Below are 23,568 nucleotides of genomic sequence, written 5' to 3' on the forward strand. Positions count from 1 at the left end.
TGACCCCTTATTGCATCACAAAGCCGGTAAACAATACCCGCTCAATCACTTTACTGCCCTCAACATCGTTTAATGCAGATTGAACTTTTTCAAGTGCAGCTACTCGCACCGTTTCTTTCCCTTCGCTAGTACCCAACTCGTCGGCGGTTGTGGTAGAAAGTACACTTAATAAAGTGCTCTCAATCAAAGGAATGTGCTTTTTAGCTGTTTCTTCATTGACTTCGCCGCGCACTAAAAGCTGCACTTTTATTTGCACTATACGATCTCGACTAGCACCAGGTACATTGAACACAAATGGACGTGGCATCGCGACATAGAGCGCAGAGCCCACTTCTGCAGAGCTTGAAGGTGCTGCAGCATTATTTGCTACGGTTGTTTCATCGGCAAGTGACTCAGCGGGCGCATCATCACCCGAAAATAGAAAATAACCTGCGCCAGCTGCCACCACAATAGCAACGACGGCTATAATGATGATCAACTTTTTCTTACTTTTACCGGTATCTTCTATTTCTAAATTTACATCTTCAGCCATTATCACTTCCTTCACGATTACAGCATATTATTTAAGCAGTACATACTGTAACTAATTTATTTCTTATAATAGCAGGACTTAAGCATAGTAATCTATTGATGATGAAGATTGTTGTCGAGAAGTTTCGACATTTGTTGCAGCAGTGCTAGTCTGACTTTCTTCTTCATGTTGATTACCCGCTAGATTCCCTTGCCCTTGTTGTGGGTCTTGCTGCGCTCCAGATTCACCTTGTTGAATACTACTTTCACCAAGCTCAATACCTTGCTGCGCCAACATTTCGCGCAGGCGTGGCATTGATTGCTCAAGCGCTTCTTTCGCTTGCTGGTTTTGAACCACAAAGTTAATTTGTGCTTGCTCTGCATCACTGCGAATACGAATGTGCATACTGCCCATTTCCGGTGGGTCGAGGCGAATTTCTGCTTCTTTATTATTGATATTTAATAGTGCACTGACTCGCTCTTGCAACATTTTAGCAGCGTCACTTTTTACAATATTTATCGCTTGCATAACGCCTGAGTCAACACTCACCGTTTTACTGCTCGTCTGTTGTACCGATTGTGTTTGTATATTTTGTAGCTCAAGTGCTTGTTCGTGCTGCTGCGCTGCAAGTTCATAGGCACTGGTTTGTGCTGTCGTTGTCTGTGTTGCTAATTGATTGAATAATTGCACAACACGTGCAGATGCAGGCTCTTTAGCTGCTTCCTTCACAGCTAAGATCTCAGCTTCACTTAGTGGTTCAGCCTCTGCAGTCATATCAACAGATGGCTTAGCTGATGCCAGTTCTGAACGCGAAGTGCTGTCTTTATTTGACTGCACCGCCGCATAGCTTGTGGTGGCGGCGCTCTTATCTGAATGATTTACAGCCTCAGTTAGACGTGCTTGCACTGCGGATAACTTGTTATATTGCTCAGAATCTTCAGGCAATGTGTGTAACTGCTCATTCACTTTATTCAATAAAACTTGTTGCTCACTTTTAGTCAGTGCGCTTATTTGTTTTTCTATTGATTGAGGTAATTTACTAGTCGTATCTTTACTTTCATTTGCAAGTACTTGCTCATTGTTTTGTAAAGCATTGTCACGCTTAACTGGGTTATTACTAGAGTGAGTGTTCAATACTTCACTAAGCAGTGATTTAATCGCTTTGATATCACTGTTTTTGAGTTCGCCGCTCGCTTTTAATTCAGCTACTTGCTGCTCCAACTTGGCTTGTTGTTCTGGTGATAAAGCAAGCTCTTTAGCTAATTGACTGACGGCTTGACCATCTCCTTTTTGTAGCTGAGCGAGTAAACGGACTGTTTGTTCATCACTAATGTTCGCAGCTTTCGTTAATTCTGCTGCCACTTTTGGCTCACTTTGCATAGCAACTTTTAACTCATCAATGTTAAGTTGCTTATCTATTACCGTATCACTTTGAGCTGCAACTTTACCCACCACCGGTTCAACTTTATCTTTTGGCGGTAAATTAGCGGCGTTCAATTCGTTATTAACAGCTGTCGCGACTTTTGATTTTTCGATTAAGCTGGCAACAGAAGTCGTGTCTTTTACTGGCGTTCCATCAGGTTTAGCAATTTGTGTATTAGCAGCACTCGCTGGCTGCTCAGCTTCTGCGTTATTGATGACGTTAACGTGGGTACTCATCGCTTGCGATGCATTAATTTGCGATAATAATGTGTTGTCTTCGCTTTTTGGCTCATCTTCGGCTGTTTCTGACGGCTTTGAATCATCCACTTGTTTGACAGGTTCACTTTGACGATCCTTACTGGTGGTTTCATTTGCCGCATCATGAGCTTGTGTAAGCGTTGATAAAAAGCTTACATCTGATGATTGCTCTGAAGAATCTGTTTCTTTACTTGAAAAACCAGTACCTTGCTCTGTTTTTACTTGCAAATTAATTTCACTGATCGCCATAATTCACCTGAGTATAAAGGGGCAATTTGCCGCCGTAAGTGCCAAAATAAATGTTACTAGCAAGTACAAATGCAAATTATATGCCTAAAAAATTACAGTGTCGGATTTTTCAACTGGCGTTGATAGAATTGATTTGAAGCGAACTCGTCCAGCATTTTTTGCTCACTTTTAGCGACTGCCGCGGCCTGCTTAATTGCCTGTTTTTCGATAAGCTTAGCAACCGCTTTTGCTTTAACTTGCTGTTTTAACCACAGAGTTTTTCGCTGCGCAACAACTTGCTTTGCAGTATTCACGGTGCTTGCCTGTTGACGAATCGCTTCTTCTATTTTGGCAATAAACGAGTGGTACTGGCTAAAGCCTGCGCTTGATAACCCTGAACGCCCTTTAGTATGCAACTGCTGTGAGTATTCAAGACGAAAGTTATTTAAGCCTTGTAGCTTTTGTTGGTTACTTTGCAAGTGCTGCTGTGCTTTTAAGTAATCCATACGCAGTGATTCTTCTTTATCGTTCTCAAGCTTTAGTAATAAATCAAGTTTATTTTTAGCCATTATGCTTGTCCTAACAGTTGTGCTAGGCCTTGTAAGCCATCGTCATAGCTGATCACATCCTTCATGCCTTGTTGTAAAAACTGATTCACTGCTGGCATCATATTAATTGCTTGATCAAGCATAGGATCTGTTCCTTTTTGATAAGCTCCCAGCGTAATCATGTCTTTATTCTGCTGGTACATAGAATAGACTTGTTTAAGCACTCTTGCTTGTTGCATGTGCGGCTCTGAGACAACTTGAGGCATAACCCGTGAAATAGACTTTTCAATATCGATGGCAGGATAATGACCACTATCAGCTAAGTCTCGCGATAACACGATGTGACCATCCAAAATAGCACGGGCAGAATCGGCAATAGGGTCTTGCATGTCATCCCCCTCGCTCAGCACAGTAAAAAATGCAGTAATAGAACCTTGCCCTTCACCACCGTTACCAGCACGCTCAACTAATGCGGGTAATTTTGCAAATACGGAAGGCGGATAACCTTTTGTTGCCGGAGGCTCACCTACAGCGAGCGCGATTTCACGCTGCGCCATCGCGTAACGAGTCACTGAATCAAGCAGCAGTAACACATTGAGACCTTGATCACGAAAATATTCGGCAATTGTGACGGCACTTTCACAGCCTTTTAAACGCATAAGCGGTGATGCATCAGCAGGTGCAGCAACAACAACAGAACGTTTACGCCCTTCAACACCAAGAATTTCTTCAATAAATTCTTTTACCTCACGGCCACGTTCTCCCACTAAACCAACTACGATGACATCGGCTTCTGAGCCTCTGGTCATCATACCCAGTAACACTGACTTACCCACACCTGAGCCTGCAAATAAGCCCATACGCTGACCTTGTCCAACAGTGATAACGGAATTGATCGCCCGCACCCCAACATCCATTGGCTGGCTAATTGGACGTCTGGCAAGAGGGTTAATCGCGTTTTGTGCAAACTTCAGGTAATGCTCAGCCTTAATTGCACCTAAGCCGTCAAGTGGACGACCAAGACCATCAATAACACGACCGAGTAGACTCATACCCACAGGCAAGCCTGTTTCGTTAACTTGGGGAATAACCCGTGCGCCAGGTAACACGCCGGAAATATGATCATTTGGCATTAAATATAAGGTTTGATCATTAAAACCAACAACCTCAGCGTCAACATAACCATTGATTGTTTCAATTTTGCACTGGCTACCAACCGGTGCGCGAAGACCTTTCGCTTCGAGAGTTAAACCGACAACGCGCGTCAAAATGCCTGCGACAGCAGGCTTACTGACTTTTATGTGCTTTTCATAACGCTTTAAACGTTCGCCAAGGGGTGTTTGACTACTCATACTGAGCCTAAAAAGTGGTTAGATACCACTGTTATGCAAAAAGTTTTCCAATGTTTCTTTGACGCGGGTTTTTACGGTCATATCTATCGATGACTGAGATGTTTTAACTTCACATCCGCCGCGTTCAAGGGTCGGTTCTGCCACTAACTGCCAGTGATTGTCTGCAACAGTTTGTTCACCATAACCTTCTGTGACGAGTTTAATATCATCAGGGTGTAAGTGAATACGTACTTTTGTTTGTTCGTCACCTAGCGCATCTATCGCCTGTTTTAAGGCATGTAAAACAATATCTGGCGAGGTTTTAATTTCTTGATAAATCAGTGACTCACTTAACATCACAGCCAGTTGCACGAGCTGTTTTTCAGCGCTTTCATCCACTTGTGATAAAGGATTTGATAGGCTATCAAGTAAGCCACGTAATATCGTGAGTTGCTCTTCAATTATAGGCTTAACTTCTTCTTGGCCTTGGGTTTTACCTAACTCTACACCTTCTTTGTAGCCGGCTTCTTTTCCTTCACCTACACCTTTTTCGAAGCCATCAATATAGCCTTGCTCATGGCCTTGCTTTAAACCTTCCTCAAACGCATCTTGACGAATTTTTTCAAGCTCAGCCATTGTTAATGCGGGTATTTCTGGCTCTTCAGGCTCTTCCTTTGCGGGTGCTTTTTCTTGCTCTTTACGATATAAATCAGCTAAAGGCGTGCCAAATGCAGTAGAGCGTCCCGCATACTTGCGAGTATCTTGTTCAACATCAGGAATTGGCCAATTTTCTAAAAGTTCATCAACCGCTTCACTGGCGTGAACAGGTTTACCTCGGTGAAGTGATGGTTTATCCATAATTTACAGGAACTCCTCTCCACCACCGCCACCAAGCATAATTTCACCTGAATCTGCTAAGCGACGTGCTGTTGACAGAATTTCTTTTTGTGCCGTTTCTACTTCACTAATACGCACAGGCCCCATTGCTTCTAAGTCATCAGCAAGCAGTTCTGCGGCACGTTTTGACATATTGCTTAGGATCTTTTCTTTCAGTGCTTCGTCGGTACCTTTGATTGCTTTCATCAGTACATCTTGTTGCACTTCACGAAGAATCGCTTGAATGCCTCTATCTTCTACATCCATTAAGTTTTCGAAGACAAACATTAAGTCTTGGATTTGTTGCGACATTTCTTCGTCATGCTCACGGATTGAATCCATCAACTGACCTTCAACATTCGTATCTAGGTAGTTCATGATATCTGCCGCGGCTTTCAAGCCACCCATTTTAGCTGCTTGTGCACCTGCTTGACCAGCAAACTGTTTCTCCATGATTTCGTTTAATTCTTGGAGTGCAGCAGGTTGAACTTCTTCAAGGTTAGCAATACGCATGGTTAAATCGAGGCGCACTTTTTCTGGGAACTGCGACAAGATCTCCGCAGACTGCTCTGGCTCTAAATAAGATAACACAATGGTCTGGATCTGCGGGTGCTCATTACGAATAATATTAGCAACCTGTTTAGAGTCCATCCATTTTAACGAATCGAGGCCTTTCGCACCTGAGCCCATTACAATCTGATCGATTAAGCTTGCTGCTTTATCTTCACCTAGGGCTGCGGTTAGTGCTTTCTTAATAAAGTCTTCAGATTGGAAACCAATAGTACTAAAGCTTTGAATTTGTTCAATAAACAAGTTATGTACAGCGCTAATTTTTGCTTGCGATAAATCATCCAGCGCAGCCATTGCCATCCCGACTTTTTGAACCTGTTTTGGCTCTAAGTGTTTTAGGATTTGTGCTGCATCCTCTTCTGATAAACTCAGCAAAAGTATCGCGGCTTTATCTACGCCGTCTAATTTGTCGACATCAAACGCCGCAGGTAGTTGTTTTTCTTGATCAGTCATCTTCTGTTAACCACGCTTTCACTACTTGTGAAGACAATTCAGGCTCATTTGCTACCAGTGCTCGCACTGCTTTAAGTAAATCTTCATCGCCATGTAAATCTGGTAGCTGTAGTGTACCATCACTTGAGAATCCTACAGCAGCCGAGTCAAAGTCTTTATTTAGCATATCTAGCGTACTATCACCAATATCTATACCTGAGCTTAGCGCATCTTCATCATATTCTTCCAGTGTATCATCTGGGTAAATTAAGCGTTTCAGCATCGGTTTAACAACAGCAATTATTAGTACAATGATTACCAAGGCGCCCAGCGCTAAACGTAGCATTTTCATGAACCACTCTTGTTCCCACAGTGGTATTTCGATTGCTTCTCCTGTGTCTTGGCGAACAAAAGGCACGGTTACAACTTCTAGCGCATCACCACGCTGCATATCAAAGCCAACACCACCTTGTAATAAGCGACGGATATTTGACAATGCCTCAACCGAGCGCGGTACCATTGTTGTTTCACCGTTTTCACCGACTTGAGGCACGTAGTCAACGGCAACAGATACACTAATACGACGGATAACCCCTGTTTGCTGACGTTTATGTGAAATCGTTGTATCTAACTCATAATTACGGGTTGCTTCTTTGTGAGAGCGACTTGGGTTAGTTGCTGTGCCAGCAGCACCTTGACCCGCTACCTCAGGGATATCAGAGTTAACAGGCGGCTGGTTTGTTAAGGCACCAGGAATACCAACCGCTAAACCACCAATGTTATTTTCTTCAAACGTTGTTTCACTGCGCACGGCAGGTAAATCTGGGTTAAAGCGCTTTTGAGTTTCTTCAACGGCACTAAAGTCCATATTCAAATCTACTTGCGCTGTGTAGTTGCCTAACCCCACGACAGGGATAAGGATACTATCGATTTTATTAAGATATTCTTCTTCACGTTTGCGCTCAATTTCATACTCTTTACGTGAGCGAGCTGCCAGTGAATTTTGTGAGCCTGAGTTAAGTAAACGGCCATTTTGATCGGTAACTGTAACGCGCTCAGGTGACAGCCCTTGTACAGCTGACGCAATAATATCAACCACTGAGTCAACTTCTTCACCATCAAGTGTGCGGCCACGCTTAAGCGTTAGCACCACCGTAGCAGAAGGCTGTTTTTCACGACGAGCAAATACGTTTTCTTTTGGAATAGCTAAAAGTACTTTGGCGCGAGTTACATTTTTTAGCTCTTCAATGGTGCGCGCAAGCTGCTGCTCACGGCCATGTTTTAAACGTTCTCGTTCAAGGCGTTGGCTTACACCAAATCCCATATCTTGCATGATGATATCAGTACCTGAGCTTGGCGCTTGCTCAAGGCCTTCACGAGCCATCAATAGCTTAATATTTTGGTATTCGCCTTCTTCAACCGAAATGACATTACCATCTAATTCATAATCAATCTTTTGAGCATCTAAAAAGTCGAGAGTTTGAATAAGCTCTTCCGTTGGCATTTTACCAAGCGGTCGCATATCAGGCTGACGAGCCCAAATAATGATAAAAATAGCGATTGCCAAACAGATAGCCAATGCAATAACTAACGTAACCTGACGAAGTACATCCACACCGTTCAGGGCACTTAAGTATCCAGACTTTTGCTCTTGTTGTTCCTCAGTATCAGGTGAATCGACTCCACCACCTGCTAAGGCTAGATCAGTTGATTGATTAGATTGCGCCACAATAATTCTCCACTACCTAGTTAAACAGGCATGTTCATAATGTCTTTATATGCTTCAACAAGTTTGTTTCTTACTTGTACCGTCGCCTCAAAAGCCACTGAAGACTTTTGCGAAGCTATCATCACTTCTGCCAAAGAAACACTGCGATCTCCCATCTCTAATGCGGTGACTTTTTGCTTAGCGTCTTGTTGTAGGCCATTAACGTTATCAAGCGCATTACTAAGTAAATCACCAAACTGTGCTGATGAAGTCGGCTGAGCTTGTGTTGGTAAGTTATTAACTGACTGGCTACGGCCCGCTTCTAGAGCCATAGATTGCATTTCTTGAAATAATGCGCTGTTTTGAATTTTCATAATACTCTCTGACGATGCAGTTCACTTAATAAGTAAAATGCACAAAGCGTGCCACAAATAAAAACCAATAAAAACAATTGGTTATTATTTAATTTGTTGTTGTCAGAGTTTTGACAGCAAACAAGCTCACGATAATGTGAGCTTGTTTGTGTAAGAAAAAATATGGATTAGGCTGGTAATGCGATCCCAAGGTCACGCATTTGCGCCAACTTATACCTAAGTGTACGAGGACTAATTCCTAAAGTCTCAGCAACCTCTTTGCGTTTGCCTTGGCATTTAGCTAGCGTCTCTAAGATAATACGATGCTCTTTATCTTTGAGTTCGTCTTTATAATTACCTTGCTCGTTCACTTGAGGAATACTCGCAAGCTGAGGCTCTACAGGCTGCTCTTGGTAAATCGGGGCATTATGTGATGGAGCCGATTGGGTTGGCTCTGAACTTGGTGATAACAACTCTTCGATGAAAATATCATTCTCATGAATACTGTTGCCATCACATAAAATGAGTGCCCGTTGAATGACATTATCAAGCTCACGTACGTTACCAGGCCACGCATGCGCTAGTAACTTCTGCTTTGCGCCTTCTGTAATCAGTGCAATTGGCTCTTTGCTTTTCAAGCAGTGTCGTTCAATCAAATGCTCAGCCAGAATAATAATGTCACCTGGACGCTCAGCAAGTGGCCGCCACATCAGTGGGAATACATTTAAACGATAGTATAAGTCTTCTCTGAATAAATTGTTACTAACAGCGTCTTTTAGATCACGGTTGCTGGTTGCCAAAACACGAACATCAAGTTCAATCGTTTTACGGCTACCCAGTCGCTCCACTTCACGCTCTTGTAATACACGCAGTAATTTTGCTTGCAGCCCTAAGTCCATCTCAGTGATTTCATCAAGTAAAATAGTGCCGCCTTGCGCCTGTTCAAATTTACCTGGGCAAGCTTGAATAGCGCCTGTAAAAGCACCTTTTTCGTAACCAAATAATGTTGCCTCAAGCATGTTTTCGGGGATGGCTGCGCAGTTAATTGCAACAAAAGGCGCGTCAGCACGGCTTGATTTATCGTGAATATAACGCGCTAAGACTTCTTTACCTGACCCACTTGGGCCAAGCACCATAACACTGGCGTCAGAGCGAGCCACTTTACTGGCCAGCTCAAGTAGCTTTATGCTTGATGGATCTGCGACAATCGGGCCTTCGGTCTCTTTTTCTTTCTCTGGTAAATAACGACTGACCATATTAAGGAGCACTTCTGGCGCAAACGGCTTGGCCATATAGTCAATAGCACCAAGGCGCATTGCTTCAACCGCATCATCAATGGTGGCATACGCTGTCATCATCAAAACGGGCAACTCTGGGTAATTCAATTTAATGCTGCGCAATAAGTCGAGACCACTCATAGTGCCCATTTGCACATCACTGACTACCAATGCATAGGTATTTTGTTTTAACAAGACCATCGCCTGCTCGGCACTATCGGCAGCAATACAATCAATACCTGACATTTCTAGTGTATCAATCAGCGCTTCTCGTAGGCCTGCGTCATCTTCAACGACTAAAATAGGATGAGTACTCATTTTGCCTCCGCTAACATAGGTTCTGCACTAATAGGCAAGATCAAACTAAAACAGGCACCACCATGTGCGTTGTTATATACTTCAACCCGCCCTTGATGGGCATTGGCGACTGAGCTGACTACAGCCAGTCCAAGCCCTGTACCTTGGCTTTTAGTGGTAAAAAACGGTTCAAATAATTTATCTGCTAAACGAGTATCAATACCTGGGCCATTGTCGCTGACACTTATGCGCACGCAATTTTCATCTTTGTCATCTCGCTCAGCACTCAGCTCAACACGTGCCTGACTGCCAATTATTTGAATACTATTATGAATAAGGTTTTGAACGGCACTTGCCAGTGCGGTTTTATTACCGACAATTTCGATATCTGGCTCAGGTAAACTAACGACAAGCTCGCTGTGATTTTGGGCAACCATTGCATCGGCACCCGCTTTAACTTCACTTAAAAGCTGTTGCATCGAGACACTTTCAACAACTTGCTGCTCACCGCTTTTAGCAAATAAAAGCATGTCATTCACTTGGGTTTCTAAATCTTTTAAACGCGACATTAACTTAGTATGGAAATTACCACGCGATGCTTCAGGTAATCGCTTCGAGCCTAAGTTTGCAGCATATAGCATAGCTGCTGAAAGCGGCGTCCTGACTTGATGAGCAAGAGAAGCAACCATTTTGCCAAGGGCACTTAAACGTTGCATATGCGCTACACGCTTTTGCAACCTGCGCGTTTCGGTCAAATCTGTCATTAGGATGAGTTGCCCAGGCTCAGGGGCTAGGGCTGTAATATCGAGCTTGATTAAACGACCATCTTTTAATGACACCTCATGACCATCATCTTGCTTAGGGCGAAACGAGCGCTGAATAACGCTAAACCACTTTTCACCTTCTAATGGCTCACCCAGCATGTCTATCGCGATTTGATTTGCTTTTGCAATCATGCCGCGCCCATCTAGCACCACCACACCTGCAGGCATAGTATCAACCAAATGACTAAGCCAACTCGCTTGCTGGCGAAGCTCACTTAATTCCCCCACATACTCTTCTTGCTGTAAACATGGGTTATATTGATTAGCTGTGATAAATTGTGGTTTTAGTACATTTGCCAAGGCCATAATTAACTACTCAAAAATCGTGTCTGACAGTGTAAATGCACAAACCATACCAAATTTATTATTGTTTAAATTCAATAAATTAAAGGTTAATTTAACAACGACAAAAAAATGACAACTGCGAGGGAACGATGCAAAAAGAACACCTTTGTCGCTGCCCATGGCTCGACATCAGTAAAGAAGATTATGTGGCCTATCATGATGAAGAATGGGGTGTACCCGTCTACGATGATCATCGTCTTTTTGAGTTCATTACTCTTGAGTCTGCACAAGCAGGACTCAGTTGGTACACTATTTTGAAAAAGCGTGAAGGTTATCGCAGAGCATTTAAAAACTTTGTCGTCGATGACGTCGCCAAAATGAATGAAAGCGATATAGAACGTTTAATGCAAGATGACAGCATTATCCGTAATCGTTTGAAAATTGCTGCAACAATCAACAATGCTAACTGCTTTTTAGAGATTCAACGAGAATTTGGTAGTTTCTCAAACTATCAATGGCAGTTTGTAGGTGGTAAACCACTAGTGAATAACCTTGAAAAGCGAGAGGATTACCCTGCAATTACAGAAGCCTCGACCGCTTTTGCTAAAGATCTAAAAAAGCGCGGCTTTAAATTTTTAGGACCAACAACCGTGTATGCGCATATGCAAGCATGCGGTATGGTTAATGATCACAGTAATGGTTGTTTTAGAAAAGCTGAAATAATTGCGCAGTATTGATTGCACGATTAGTGTTAATTTGAAGCGAATAAAAACAAGTAGGTCATCTATCACAGCGTGTTGCTAATATGACCTACACATTTTTTGGGGTAATAATGAAAAGCTAAAGCAGGTTAATCTCGCGACAGATTATACTTTTTCATTTTTTCGACTAGGGTTGTACGGCGTACACCTAAAATTTCAGCGGCACGTGCCACCACATAGTCATAACGCTCAAGGGCTTGGCTAATCAGGCTTATTTCTAAATCTGCTAAATACTCTTTTAGCTCAATACCTTCTTCAGGTAATAACCCTGAATCAGCTGACGCGGCTGAAAGTTCAGGCTCTTCGTCCTCGTAATCGCTAAAACCACTGCTGAAAATATCGTTAAAGGCATCTCGCTCCATCAACTCTTCAGGGTATTCAGGTTCATAGGCATCGACTTCAATATAGCGGTATTTGCTTGGTAAGTCTGGTACATCAACGACCTTATCAGGGAACATGATTACCATACGCTCAACAAGGTTCGCCAGCTCTCGAATATTGCCAGGCCACGCATGCTCTTTTAAACTTTGAATCGCGCGCTCAGTGAACTTGGCTGTGGTGCCACTTTGCTCGTTTACACGGCGCATTAACTCTTTTAATAACAGTGGAATATCGTCTGCGCGTTCACTTAGTGATGGGTTTTCAATCGGAAATACATTTAAGCGATAAAAAAGATCTTCACGAAAATCCCCTTTTTCGATCATATCCTCAAGATTTCTGTGGGTTGCAGCAATGATGCGCACATCAGCCTGAATAGGCTTAGTCCCCCCTACCCGCTCATAGCTTCTCTCTTGTAAAACACGTAGTAACTTCACCTGCATTTGCAATGGCATGTCACCAATTTCATCTAAAAAGAGCGTACCACCTTGGGCCAATTCGAAGCGACCTTTACGTGCAGAAATCGCACCTGTAAAAGCGCCTTTTTCATGACCAAATAACTCACTTTCAAGTAACTCCCCAGGGATTGCTCCGCAGTTTACTGGAACAAATGGTCCTGTGTTACGCTTAGACAATAAGTGAACATTACGGGCAACAACTTCTTTACCAGTGCCAGATTCACCTAAAATGAGCACATTGGCATCTGTTTTTGCGACTTGTTCAATTAAAAAGCGAACGTCTTTGACTGCATCAGTTTCACCCACTAAACCATCAAATGATTTATGCGATTTAGACTGTTTATGCTCGCCTGGCAACATACGTTGATATTGCTGACAATCATGCAAAAGCTGGGTAGTTACATCATGGTTAAAGGGTTCACAAATTAACCCCACCACGTTAGCAATACTCAATAAAGGCTTGAGTGTTTCACCTATCAATAAGAATGGGATAGCAGGAAACTGCTTTATAACGGTTTCATGGCTTAGTTGCTGTAAAGCCCCAAGAATCACCATACATTCTTGCTGTTGATGCTTCTCACAAAATGTTTGTAGTGTTGACTCATCAACCAATTGAACAGCTTCACCTATAAAGGTAAGTGCTGCATGTAAACCTATCGCACGATTATTATTATTGTCTAAAATTAAGATCATTATTGGCGAACCACAGTTACCACTCGGTTAGTTAATTTTTAAATTGTAAGCGAGTTTGAACGGGATGCAAGCGCAAAGCGGCAATTTATTGACATCAACGCCAAAAAATAGTCACTTAGTAGAAAAAGCAATACTAAACTACTAACTTAACTCAATAGAGAAGTTTTTGCTTTAGTGCAGCTACGCACATTTGTATAATTCATCTAGACTAAGATAAAGAAAAAGTTAATTCTGCCGATACTATCTATGGCACTAATATTGCTTAGATTTGTTTTATTAATTGGTGTTTTAATTATAGGATTTTCTCATGGCACACATCTCAGTAAAAAAGTACAGTCAGGTTAGCGTTAGCAACATCAACGAAATGACACCGTACGAGCAGATAAACCTTATCTTCAATAATATCATTGGCAGATTAGCGGCAACAAAGGGCTTTATTGAACGTAAAGAACTGGAAAAAAAGGGTGAGAATATCTCTAGTAGCATTTTATTGTTTGGCGCTTTACAAGACGCTTTAAACTTTGAGAAAGGCGGAGAAATTTCTAATAACCTTTTATCACTTTACGACTTTTGCCAACGCCGTCTAACAGAAGCAAATATCAATAATGATATTGATGCAATTGATGACGTTATTCGAATCGTAAAAGAAATAAAAGAAGGCTGGGATGCCATTCCAGCAGATGAGCGCACACCTAAAGCTGATCAATAAAATGCCTGATAATCTGACTCTGGACGAGCAACTCACTGCCCTTTCAGAGCATATAGATAAAACTGAGATTGAGCTTGCCAGCCAATCGTTAGTGGCTATCGATAAAAAGCTAAGGGCTTGGTGTGAAAGTAGCACACCTCCAACCGAACAAGAGCTCTCAGCAATACAAACCCGTATTTCTTCCGCCATGGCCAGACTAAAAAGCGCAAGAGACAAAACACAAGCAGAGCTTCTCAGCCAACGAAAATCAAACAAGGCTATCTCTAAATATAAAGCAACTAAGCGCTAATCAAGCGTTTAGTTGTTTTTATTACCTCAATTGCGCGACTACATCACGGGTTAATATCACTTTTGCTATTCAATTACGCGACATAAAGGTGCAACTACGATACTGATTAATATCACTCTTGCTGTATCAATTGCGCGACATAAAGTCGCGACTACACCCTAAGTTAATACCACTTTTGTTATTCGATTACGCGACATAAAGTCGCGACTACATCATGGGTTAATATCACTTTTGTTATATCAGTTGCGCGACATAAAGTCGCGACTACATCCTAGGTTAATACCACTTTTGTTATTCAATTACGCGACATAAAGTCGCGACTACATCACGGGTTAATATTACTTGTGCTGTCTCAATTGCGCGACATAAAGTCGCGACTACCCCCTAGGTTAATACCACTTTTGTTATTCATTTTCGAAGCATCATAAGGGTGCAACGTGGGTAAACTGATTATGTTTGTGAGGGTTTTCAAGCAAAGCGTAATACTTGATAAAAAATAGTTTGTACGCCAAAAACTAAAAAGCGCCAAAGAAGTTGGCGCTTAAATAAGGAAAGGTGCTAAGTTTACTAATTACTCTTTTTGACAACCCCAGGCATATTATCAAGCTGTGCTTGAACATAACTGCTGGTTGAGTTTAGCTGTGCAACAAGTAAATCCATGCTGTTATATTGTGCATATAAACGAGACTCTAAAGATTCCATTTTTCTTGCAAAATCAATGCGCTCATCATCTAAACCATCTAACTGAGTTTGTTTACTGTCAATTCTGTTTTGAACAATACCATCAGAGTCAGTATAAAAGCTCATAAGCTCATCAAACGACTGCGCAAAGCCGCCCTCGTCTTCATTGTCACCTAAAAAGAATTCTTGAACTAAATCCACATCTGCTTTTACTTGCTCATCTAGGCGTTCTGTATCTAAGGTCAGTTTACCGTAACGGTCTGCTTCAACCCCAAGCTTAGATAATGACAAGCTACTGCCATCACTCAAGCCAACTTCATTGGTTAGCTGTTGACGAAGTTTTGACATCACACCACGAAGCATAGAATCACCAGCCATAACACCAGCTCCGTCTTCGCCTGAGCGGCCAAGATTTTTGCTTAGCTCAAGTAACTCATTGTAGCTTTCAATAAAACTGTTTAAGCCAGCCTTGATGTTGCTATTATTCTCTGTAACTTTTAATGAGCTGTCATCATCATCTGTGCCATGTGCTTTTTTAGCTGTAATATCTACGCCATCGATAACATTCTTAAACTCATTTGTGTTACTCGTCACGGTGAGTGTGCCATCAATGGTAATTTGTGCATTCTGTGCGGCATCAACTTCGGTTAAGTTAGTGACGTGATTAGCAGGGTCGGCATCTGATACATCATATGCTAAGCGAGAAAGACCACCTGTATCAGAGTTGTTACCATCACCATCTTGCACTGTAATGCTGATGGCATTTTCTTCACCGGTTTCTTTACTTGTTAATACTAAATGCTGTCCAGCGTCCGTTGTTACTATTGTTGCTGTCACAGAGTCATTACTATCAGTGCCCGTGAATGGACCATTATTTATTTGGTCTCGTAAATCCTCTAATGTATTTGTTGGTGACAATACAGTAGAAAAACTATTCTCGCCTGAGCTAATGGTAATAACGCCACTACCAATCGGCTCATCCGCAGCAAAAGCTGGTGATGACAGCTTATGTGCTTGTGCGAGCGCATCAACCTTTACATTATAACCACCAGGCTGAGCATCTTTATCTGACTCAACGGAAAGAAAGTCATCACCACCAGAAATACTTCTTCTTTGGTAGTTTTCAACATCGCCCAATGCTTCCATTGAGGTTTGCAGTTTTTCAAGTGCTGATTTGAGTGCACCAGCTGCTGAAATATCCGTTGTTAACGTTGCTTCTCTTTTATTTAAACGTGAAGTAAAAGGGGTGCGCTCAGCATTAACTAACGCATCAACAATATCTGATACTGCTAAACCTGAACCTAAACCATTAAATGAAATAGCCATAACACATCCTCTTAATTACCTATTTAAATCAAAGTAGCAAAAAGCTAAGCTGTTTGATCAATTAAAAAACCAGCGGTTTCTGAAAGTTTAGCCACTAGGCTCAACACTTCTTCAGATGGGTATTGCTTAATTAGCTCACCACTGTTTTTATCAACCACTTTAATAACATCACGGCCCGACTCTTCATCAACTTGAAACTGCAAACTGCGATTCATTTCGCCCATGAAGTCTTGCAATTGTTGCGCCATTTTCTCAAGCTGCTCGCGGCCCAACTCATCTTTTTCACCGCTTTGTTGCACTTGTTGATTATTTTGCTCTGTTTGTTGTTGAAGTGTATTTTCCGTTTTATTTGATTCATCAACCGCCGTTGCTGTCAGTTGTGGACTCGCAGCTAACTTATCATCAGCTTTTTGCGGAGCCACTGCAAAATCAGGGCTTTGGGTTATTGCACTCATAACGCCTCCTTAAACATTTTACCCTATGGCTAATACAACAAAAGGAGATTAGCTAAGCCAATCTCCTTTTTATTTTAGTTAACTAATGCTGACTTAACCATTAGTTGTTGTAACTAATCACACTATTAACCAATTAAGCTAAGCGCTGCTTGTGGTAATTGGTTCGCTTGCGACAAGATTGATGTACCTGCTTGTTGCAAGATTTGGTTTTTAGTCATGTGCGCAGTTTCTGTTGCAAAGTCAGTATCTTGAATACGGCTACGTGAAGCAGATACGTTTTCAGAGATGTTTGCAAGGTTGCTGATTGTGTGACCAAAACGGTTTTGAACCGCACCTAGGCTCGCACGTTGGCTATCAATCTGTGCAATTGCCGAGTCAATAACATCAATTGCTTCTTGAGCAGATGTTTGGCTTGTTGAAATATCGATGCTGTTAACATCATTCAACGTTGAAGTTGCACCAGATAGTAGCTCAGCTGTATCCGCAGTACCGTCATCACCCACTGTGAACGACTGAGTTGATGTTAGGCGAAGCTCTGATGTTTTAGATACATCACCCGTACCCGCTGCAGTACCACCTAAAGTAACAGTACCCGCAGTTGAACCAACAATCTCAACACCATCAACATCAGTTGCTTTTAGGTCAATTGTATTTGCGTCTGCGTCGTAAGTTACATCAAAACCAGCTTTAGCAAGGTCTTCAGATAAACGCTCAGTGTTACCTGCGTAATCAGCTAGGTCATAAGACTCATCACCAATATTCAGTGTACCGTCGTCGTCTACACTAAGCGCAGCAATCTGTACTTCAACATATGCTTCAGCTTCAATACCTGTGTTTTCAGCATTTAAAGCATCTGCAACGTCTTTCGCAGAGTCAGTTCCACCTACAGCGATTGTTGCTGCACCTTTATAACCAGAGAATGTTACATCACCCGCTGTTGGAACATTACCGGCTGCAAGTGTATCTGCTGCTACTACACCAAAAGTAGTACCTGCACCTTTGATTTCATTTGCACCAAGATCCGTTGAGCTTGTACCATCTAATGTGATGTCAATTGTTTGGTTTGCATTTGAACCAACTTGGAACTGTTTTGTACCAAAGCTACCATCTAGTAGTTTTACACCACCGAATGTCGTTGTATCAGCGATACGTGTTAATTCTGTTTGTAGTGCTACAACTTCTTCTTGAAGTGCATCACGGTCTTCAGCAGAGTTTGAACCGTTAGCTGATTGTAGTGCTAGCTCACGCATACGTTGAAGGATACTTGTTGACTCATTCATCGCACCTTCAGCAGTTTGTGCCATTGAGATACCGTCGTTAGCATTACGTTGTGCTACTGCTAGACCATTTACCTGTGAAGTTAAACGGTTTGAAATTTGTAGGCCAGCCGCATCATCTTTTGCGCTGTTGATACGCATACCTGATGCTAAACGTTCCATTGAAGTTGCTAAGCCTTCACTTGAACGAGACAAGTTACGTTGAGCATTTAATGAAGATACATTTGTATTTACTGATAAAGCCATGATAAAACTCCTGATTACTTTCGTAATATATCTGTATTGATTTAACCAAGAACTTTCACAATTGTATGTTCAAGCTCTGTACTGGTTAAGTTAACGGCAGGTGAAGATTTATCTTTAGACTTTTTTTCAAAAAAAATGATATTTTTATTAGAAAATAATTTAACTGTTTAAAATTATTGAATTTTATTATTCATTAAACCGTCTATTTAAAGAAGATGTTTTGCATTCAATCCCTACATTTATCGCTTAAAAGAGCCATTATTACGTTTTCTACTAATGCAGTGATGCTTAATAAAACCGTGCGACCAAGAGTCACAACTATTACTCATCGTACTTATTAATAGCTATTTCAAGATAAAGTTGCCCGTAAGCTCTTTGGCAAAATCTAATTATCGATATCCACCTAGGATAGTAAAAGATCTGACGCTTAAAACAAAAAACGCACTCAGTGAGTGCGTTTTTAGAATAACAACTAATGTTAGCCACCCAATAGGCTGATTGCTGCTTGTGGTATTTGATTCGCTTGCGACAAAATTGACGTACCCGCTTGTTGCAAGATTTGGTTTTTCGTCATGTGCGCTGTTTCTGTTGCAAAATCAGTATCTTGAATACGGCTACGTGAAGCCGATACGTTTTCAGCAACATTCGCTAAGTTACTAATTGTGTGACCAAAACGGTTCTGTACCGCACCAAGTCCAGCTCGAATACTGTCAATTTGTGCAATTGCCGAGTCAATAACATCAATAGCACTTTGCGCACCATCTTGAGACGATGCAATATCAATATCTTTAACAGTAGATAACGTAGAGGCAGTTCCTGCAACAAGTTCTGCCGCGTCTGCCGTACCATCATCACCCACTGTAAACTGTTGAGTTGAGGTAAGTCTTAGTTCAGACGTTTTACTCACATCAGCTGCTGTTGCATTACCATCTAACTGCACCGTAGCACCTGGTAGCGTTGAACCTGTGATTTCAACCCCATTCACACCTTCAGCAGTTAGATCAATAGAGCCTGTATCTGCATCAAATTTTACATTAAAGCCATCTTTAGCAAGCTCTTCAGATAAACGTTCCGCGTTACCCGCAAACGTTGCTAAATCATAAGATTTAGTACCTACGTTTAAAGTACCATCATCATCAACACCTAAATTGTCGATTGTTACATTCACATAGGCTTTTGCTTCAATACCTGTATTTTCTGCATTAATTGCCTCAGCCACATCCACTGCTGATTGTGTATTTGCATAGGTATGTGTATAAGCACCCTTATAACCAGAGAAAGTTACGCTGCCACCAGTACCATTAGCAAACTCTGTTGCAAGTGTTGAGTTATTAAACTCACCAAAAACTGACCCACCACCTTTCACTTCATGTGAGCCGATATCACCCGCAGCTGTGCTCTCAAGTGTTACATCAATCGTTTGGTTCGCATCTGAGCCCACTTGGAATTGCTTAGTGCCAAAGGTTCCATCGAGTAGCTGTACACCACCGAACGTTGTTGTATCAGAGATACGAGTTAATTCTGTTTGTAATGCTGTAACTTCTTGCTGTAGCGCGTCTCTATCTTCTGCTGAGTTTGAACCATTTGCAGCTTGAAGCGCAAGCTCACGCATACGTTGTAAGATACTGGTAGACTCTTGCATCGCACCTTCAGCTGTTTGCGCCATTGAGATACCATCATTTGCGTTACGCTGTGCGACTGCAAGACCGTTTATTTGTGATGTTAAACGGTTTGAAATTTGTAGGCCCGCAGCATCGTCTTTGGCGCTATTAATACGCATACCTGACGCTAAGCGTTCCATTGAGGTTGTTAAACCTTGACTTGATTTATTCAGATTACGCTGTGCGTTTAGTGACGACACATTAGTATTGACTGTTAATGCCATTTTACCATCTCCTAGTTTTAATTAGGCTGTGGTCCAATGATAATGTGAGGAACCACGCGCTTTGTAAAACACATAAAGCAGGAAGCGTGCCAGCTCAAAAATAAATTTTAACATCTTGTTTTATAATAACTTTTAATTGACTCTTTATAATAAAGCTTATAATAAAAAAGCCAGTGACAATTTATTGCCACTGGCTTTTTTAGAAATAGGCAAACTATTTCCGATGTTTTGTCACTATAAATAATCAAACAATGTTAAGTTGGCTAAGCGCCCAAAAGTTGCTTGTGATGCCTGCAACGCTGTTTCATGTTTCGTTAGGTCGCTAATCGCTTCGGCCATGTCTACTTCAACTAGGTTTGCTTTACTCTCTTTATTATTAATATCTAACGCGCTATTTGAATCCGTCACTTGTTCAACCAAGTTCATGCGGGCACCTAAACTTGCTTGGGTAAACACAACTTGATCACTGGCATTTTGTAATTGTACTAAGCCATCAGCGAGTGCATCGTGCAGCTCATCGCCTTCAAGACCACTATTAAGGCTAGTGATCAGGTTTTGCATGGTATTGAGTACATTTTCTTTTTGCGGTTGTTGCAACGAAAAATCAAACGTACCAGGGGCTGCGCCCTCTAGCTTAAACTCCATACCGGCATATTCAATTGGCTCGCCTGTGTATTCACCAGTCACTGCTGGGGTGATTGGATTACCATAGCCATCATTAATAACATAGGTGTCAGGGTCACCAGGGTTAACACCCGGAACAAGTTCGACTTGAAATGTATTATCTGCAGGCAATGCCGTCGGGTTCAAGTCGTAATTCGCTTGATGGAACTTATCAAAATCAGCTTGTTTTTTGACATACACTGTACCCGATGTAACACCGCCTGCCGCTGTTCCCTCATTTGATACCACATCAAGGCGGGCATTCACTTTTTCGAACGCAGTAAAACCATTATCACTTGAGCGAACATCAACACCTTTAGCTATTGTTACTTTATGCTGTCCCTGATCGCCTTGATATTCATATAAGCCAGTTAGCGTATTCAGGCTGTATGTTTGCGTGCTATCTTGATAACCAGAAAAAATATACTTGCCATCTTCAGATTGGCTATTCATTGAGCTGAGCAAAGACTTTTGCAGCTCCTCCAGCTCGCTGGCAATGGTTTGTAAGTCTGTTTGGCTCATTGCTCCATTACCGGCACGAATTGTTAGCTCTTGCGCAGCCTGAATGGTGGTATTAATATTTTGTAGTACACTCTCTTCTGTTTCTAATCGGCCATTCAGTTGATTAATATTTTTAGTATACTGCTCGTTTGTCTGGATTTTATTTGTAAATAAAGATGCTTGCGAGTAGGCAGACGGGCTTTCTGAAGTCGATAAATATTTTTGTCCAGTATTCACGCGCTCTTGTGCATTAGCAACACCTTGCTGCCCTTCAAGAATTTTGTTGATACTGCTTTGGTACATTAAATTATTAGATAAACGCATAATTACCTCGCCGCACTTAATAAGGTATCAAAAACTGAACGGGCAGTCGCAAGCACTTGTGCAGACGCCGCATAAGATTGTTGAAAACGAAGCAAGTTAGCAGCTTCTTCATCTAGGTTTACACCCGACAAAGACTCATACCATGCTTCAGATTGCTCAGCCAACGCTGTAAAAGCCGCGCCATTCGTTTGAGCTTGCCCTGTAACAACACCAATATCAGACACTAAACCAGTATAGGCTTGATTAACGGTCTGATGATTATTATCTGCTGAGCCGTCAACATTTCGTCTCACGATATTTGAATTCTGAATATCAGCAAGCAATAAACCATTACGGTTATCGTCAATTCCGCCTTCATTTGCTTCCACAGTAAATGTATCACCTAAAGCAGGTGTACCTTCTATATCGAAATCAAAACCGTAATTTACAAAATTACCGCCTGCAGCTGAAAGTACATTTTTTAATGGCGGTGTTCCGTTGAATGTTTCAGTATTAACCCCATCAGACACTGTATATTCATCTGGCTCTGCAGTTTTAGAAATTGTAATACTGCCATTAGGTAAACTGACTGGAGAACCAAAATAGCCTGCATCGGTTACTGTTCCGGCAGAAATACTGGCATCACTGGTGTTGTTGATATCATTAGCAGTACGAATAGGCGATGCAAGCGCTAAGTCTTCGGGTCTGTTTGTAGCCAGCTCTAAATTGCCAGAAGCGTGAGAGTTTAATTTAACCATAAACTTATCACCGACATTCGCCGTGCCAGAAACATTGAGCTCTAAACCAAATGACTCACCACCGGCAGGTGTAATAGTTGAAGAGTCAATAACCCCACCCACAACATCTGCGGTTGTTACTGCACCAATTGGCTCACCTTTATTATCAACCGCTTGGATTTCCACTGTCGTAGGGCTGGTATAACTAATCACAAAATCACTGGCTGGTAGTGAACTACCAAACCCAGCTTCAACAGTTGCCGTCATTGATGCGTTACCCGTATTTGCCTGATACGCAAGGCCATTGGTTGAAGGGATAGCAAAAATATCTCCGCCCATTTCACCATTTGCAGTCATACCTAGGTGATTCTGTTGGTTGAATGCATCAGCAAGCGCCAACCCCATTTGACCAAGCTGGTTGTGTGCCGGCACGAGGATGTCATCACGAAATGATAAAAGACCACCAATTTTGCCTTTTAATTTACCCGTATCTACCTCAAGCTGCACAGCTTTGCCACCATTGACATCTAACTTAAGTTCTTGAAAACTCGGATCAGGATCGCCTGTTAAAGAAAATAAATTAAATGTACCATTTTCCATAACTAAGGCTTCGCCTGTGCCTAAATAAACTTGCTTTTCACCGTTACTTCCATCCAACGTTTCAATATCAATTAATTCAGATAAATCACGAATCGCTTTATCACGTTCATTATAAAGGCTACTTGAAAGTGACTCACGGTCAGTGCCATCAACAGCAACAATTTGTGAATTCAGTTCACTTATACTTTGAATTAAATTATTCGCTTCTTCGGAAAAGATTTCTAACTGCTCATTCACAACCGCTTTTTGCTCTGAAACAATCCCCGATAGTCTATCCATTTGATCAATTAGATTCTGTGCATCTGTCATCACTAAAGAACGCGCAACATTTGACGATGGCTGATTTAGGCTTTCTTGAATATTATTAAAAAACGAATTAACACTGGTTGATACACTATTTGACTCTTCTGAAAATAAGCTATCCATGCGGCTTGCTTCAGTTACAAATTGGTCAAAAAATGCTTTACTTGACGTGTCACGATTGAGCTGTTTTTGCGCAAACTCATTGAGTAAACGATAAGTTTCACCACGACCAACTTGATTGTCGATCATGGTAGTAAATTCTGTTCGCTCACGTACATAGCCTTCTGTATTAACATTGGCTATATTTTTACTGGTGGTTTGCAGCAACTGTGAGTTTGCTCTTATACCAGCATTTGCAATGTCATAAATATTAAATGACATGA

General features: G+C 41.7%; 20 protein-coding genes. 3 read left to right on the plus strand and 17 right to left on the minus strand.

Features of this window, described 5'->3' with window-relative positions:
- Positions 1-7: 7 nt before the first annotated feature.
- From fliL to L0Z67_RS12195, 10 genes are all read right to left on the minus strand, one after another.
- Positions 8-532 (minus strand): flagellar basal body-associated protein FliL, encoded by a 525-nt coding sequence (fliL, locus tag L0Z67_RS12150; RefSeq protein WP_062569730.1) that lies wholly within the window; start codon positions 530-532, stop codon positions 8-10.
- A 78-nt stretch (positions 533-610) separates the two neighbouring features.
- Positions 611-2,440 (minus strand): flagellar hook-length control protein FliK, encoded by a 1,830-nt coding sequence (locus L0Z67_RS12155; protein WP_237114307.1) that lies wholly within the window; start codon positions 2,438-2,440, stop codon positions 611-613.
- A 92-nt stretch (positions 2,441-2,532) separates the two neighbouring features.
- Positions 2,533-2,988, minus strand: coding sequence for a flagellar export protein FliJ (gene fliJ, locus L0Z67_RS12160; protein WP_062569728.1), 456 nt, complete (start codon positions 2,986-2,988; stop codon positions 2,533-2,535).
- On the minus strand, positions 2,988-4,319 hold the full coding sequence (fliI, locus tag L0Z67_RS12165; RefSeq protein WP_062569727.1) for a flagellar protein export ATPase FliI: 1,332 nt from the start codon (positions 4,317-4,319) through the stop codon (positions 2,988-2,990). Before fliI ends, fliJ begins: the two co-directional genes overlap by 1 nt.
- Positions 4,320-4,337: 18 nt before the next feature.
- A complete protein-coding gene (gene fliH / locus L0Z67_RS12170) occupies positions 4,338-5,156 on the minus strand; it encodes a flagellar assembly protein FliH (RefSeq protein WP_405128062.1) in 819 nt (272 codons plus the stop codon).
- A 3-nt stretch (positions 5,157-5,159) separates the two neighbouring features.
- Positions 5,160-6,197 (minus strand): flagellar motor switch protein FliG, encoded by a 1,038-nt coding sequence (gene fliG / locus L0Z67_RS12175; RefSeq protein WP_062569725.1) that lies wholly within the window; start codon positions 6,195-6,197, stop codon positions 5,160-5,162.
- Positions 6,190-7,905, minus strand: a complete 1,716-nt coding sequence (fliF, locus tag L0Z67_RS12180; protein ID WP_062569724.1) for a flagellar basal-body MS-ring/collar protein FliF — start codon at positions 7,903-7,905, stop codon at positions 6,190-6,192. The genes fliG and fliF overlap by 8 nt, the downstream gene beginning before the upstream one ends.
- Before the next feature lie 20 nt (positions 7,906-7,925).
- A complete protein-coding gene (fliE, locus tag L0Z67_RS12185) occupies positions 7,926-8,258 on the minus strand; it encodes a flagellar hook-basal body complex protein FliE (protein ID WP_062569723.1) in 333 nt (110 codons plus the stop codon).
- 167 nt (positions 8,259-8,425) lie between these two features.
- The gene (locus tag L0Z67_RS12190; RefSeq protein WP_062569722.1) at positions 8,426-9,832 is read right to left on the minus strand and encodes a sigma-54 dependent transcriptional regulator; all 1,407 of its coding nucleotides are present in this window, start codon (positions 9,830-9,832) and stop codon (positions 8,426-8,428) included.
- The gene (locus L0Z67_RS12195) at positions 9,829-10,941 is read right to left on the minus strand and encodes a PAS domain-containing sensor histidine kinase (RefSeq protein WP_062569721.1); all 1,113 of its coding nucleotides are present in this window, start codon (positions 10,939-10,941) and stop codon (positions 9,829-9,831) included. The genes L0Z67_RS12190 and L0Z67_RS12195 overlap by 4 nt, the downstream gene beginning before the upstream one ends.
- Positions 10,942-11,069: 128 nt before the next feature.
- On the opposite strand from L0Z67_RS12195, the gene L0Z67_RS12200 reads away from it, so the two are divergent.
- Entirely contained in the window at positions 11,070-11,657 is a 588-nt protein-coding gene (locus L0Z67_RS12200; RefSeq protein ID WP_237114308.1) for a DNA-3-methyladenine glycosylase I, read from the plus strand.
- 113 nt (positions 11,658-11,770) lie between these two features.
- Here L0Z67_RS12200 and L0Z67_RS12205 read toward each other — a convergent pair whose 3' ends face one another.
- Positions 11,771-13,210 (minus strand): sigma-54 dependent transcriptional regulator, encoded by a 1,440-nt coding sequence (locus tag L0Z67_RS12205; RefSeq protein ID WP_062569719.1) that lies wholly within the window; start codon positions 13,208-13,210, stop codon positions 11,771-11,773.
- Positions 13,211-13,517: 307 nt separating this feature from the next.
- On the opposite strand from L0Z67_RS12205, the gene fliS reads away from it, so the two are divergent.
- Both fliS and L0Z67_RS12215 read left to right on the plus strand, forming a co-directional pair.
- Positions 13,518-13,919, plus strand: coding sequence for a flagellar export chaperone FliS (fliS, locus tag L0Z67_RS12210; protein ID WP_062569718.1), 402 nt, complete (start codon positions 13,518-13,520; stop codon positions 13,917-13,919).
- Between the two features lies 1 nt (position 13,920).
- The gene (locus L0Z67_RS12215; RefSeq protein ID WP_193987624.1) at positions 13,921-14,208 is read left to right on the plus strand and encodes a hypothetical protein; all 288 of its coding nucleotides are present in this window, start codon (positions 13,921-13,923) and stop codon (positions 14,206-14,208) included.
- Between the two features lie 567 nt (positions 14,209-14,775).
- Here the strand turns inward: L0Z67_RS12215 and fliD are convergent.
- From fliD to flgK, 6 genes are all read right to left on the minus strand, one after another.
- Entirely contained in the window at positions 14,776-16,215 is a 1,440-nt protein-coding gene (gene fliD / locus L0Z67_RS12220; RefSeq protein ID WP_237114309.1) for a flagellar filament capping protein FliD, read from the minus strand.
- A gap of 44 nt (positions 16,216-16,259) precedes the next feature.
- Complete coding sequence (locus L0Z67_RS12225; RefSeq protein WP_193987626.1) at positions 16,260-16,670, minus strand: flagellar protein FlaG; 411 nt, start codon at positions 16,668-16,670, stop codon at positions 16,260-16,262.
- A gap of 125 nt (positions 16,671-16,795) precedes the next feature.
- Positions 16,796-18,193 (minus strand): flagellin, encoded by a 1,398-nt coding sequence (locus L0Z67_RS12230; RefSeq protein ID WP_193987627.1) that lies wholly within the window; start codon positions 18,191-18,193, stop codon positions 16,796-16,798.
- Between the two features lie 478 nt (positions 18,194-18,671).
- The gene (locus L0Z67_RS12235) at positions 18,672-20,078 is read right to left on the minus strand and encodes a flagellin (protein ID WP_062569713.1); all 1,407 of its coding nucleotides are present in this window, start codon (positions 20,076-20,078) and stop codon (positions 18,672-18,674) included.
- 234 nt (positions 20,079-20,312) lie between these two features.
- Positions 20,313-21,566 carry a flagellar hook-associated protein FlgL gene (gene flgL, locus L0Z67_RS12240; RefSeq protein WP_062569712.1) on the minus strand — a complete coding sequence of 418 codons (1,254 nt, stop codon included), beginning with the start codon at positions 21,564-21,566 and terminating at the stop codon, positions 20,313-20,315.
- Between the two features lie 2 nt (positions 21,567-21,568).
- On the minus strand, positions 21,569-23,566 hold the full coding sequence (gene flgK / locus L0Z67_RS12245) for a flagellar hook-associated protein FlgK (protein WP_405128063.1): 1,998 nt from the start codon (positions 23,564-23,566) through the stop codon (positions 21,569-21,571).
- Between the last annotated feature and the right edge of the window lie 2 nt (positions 23,567-23,568).

Source organism: Pseudoalteromonas sp. PB2-1, from assembly GCF_045040605.1.
Taxonomy (GTDB): domain Bacteria; phylum Pseudomonadota; class Gammaproteobacteria; order Enterobacterales; family Alteromonadaceae; genus Pseudoalteromonas; species Pseudoalteromonas arabiensis.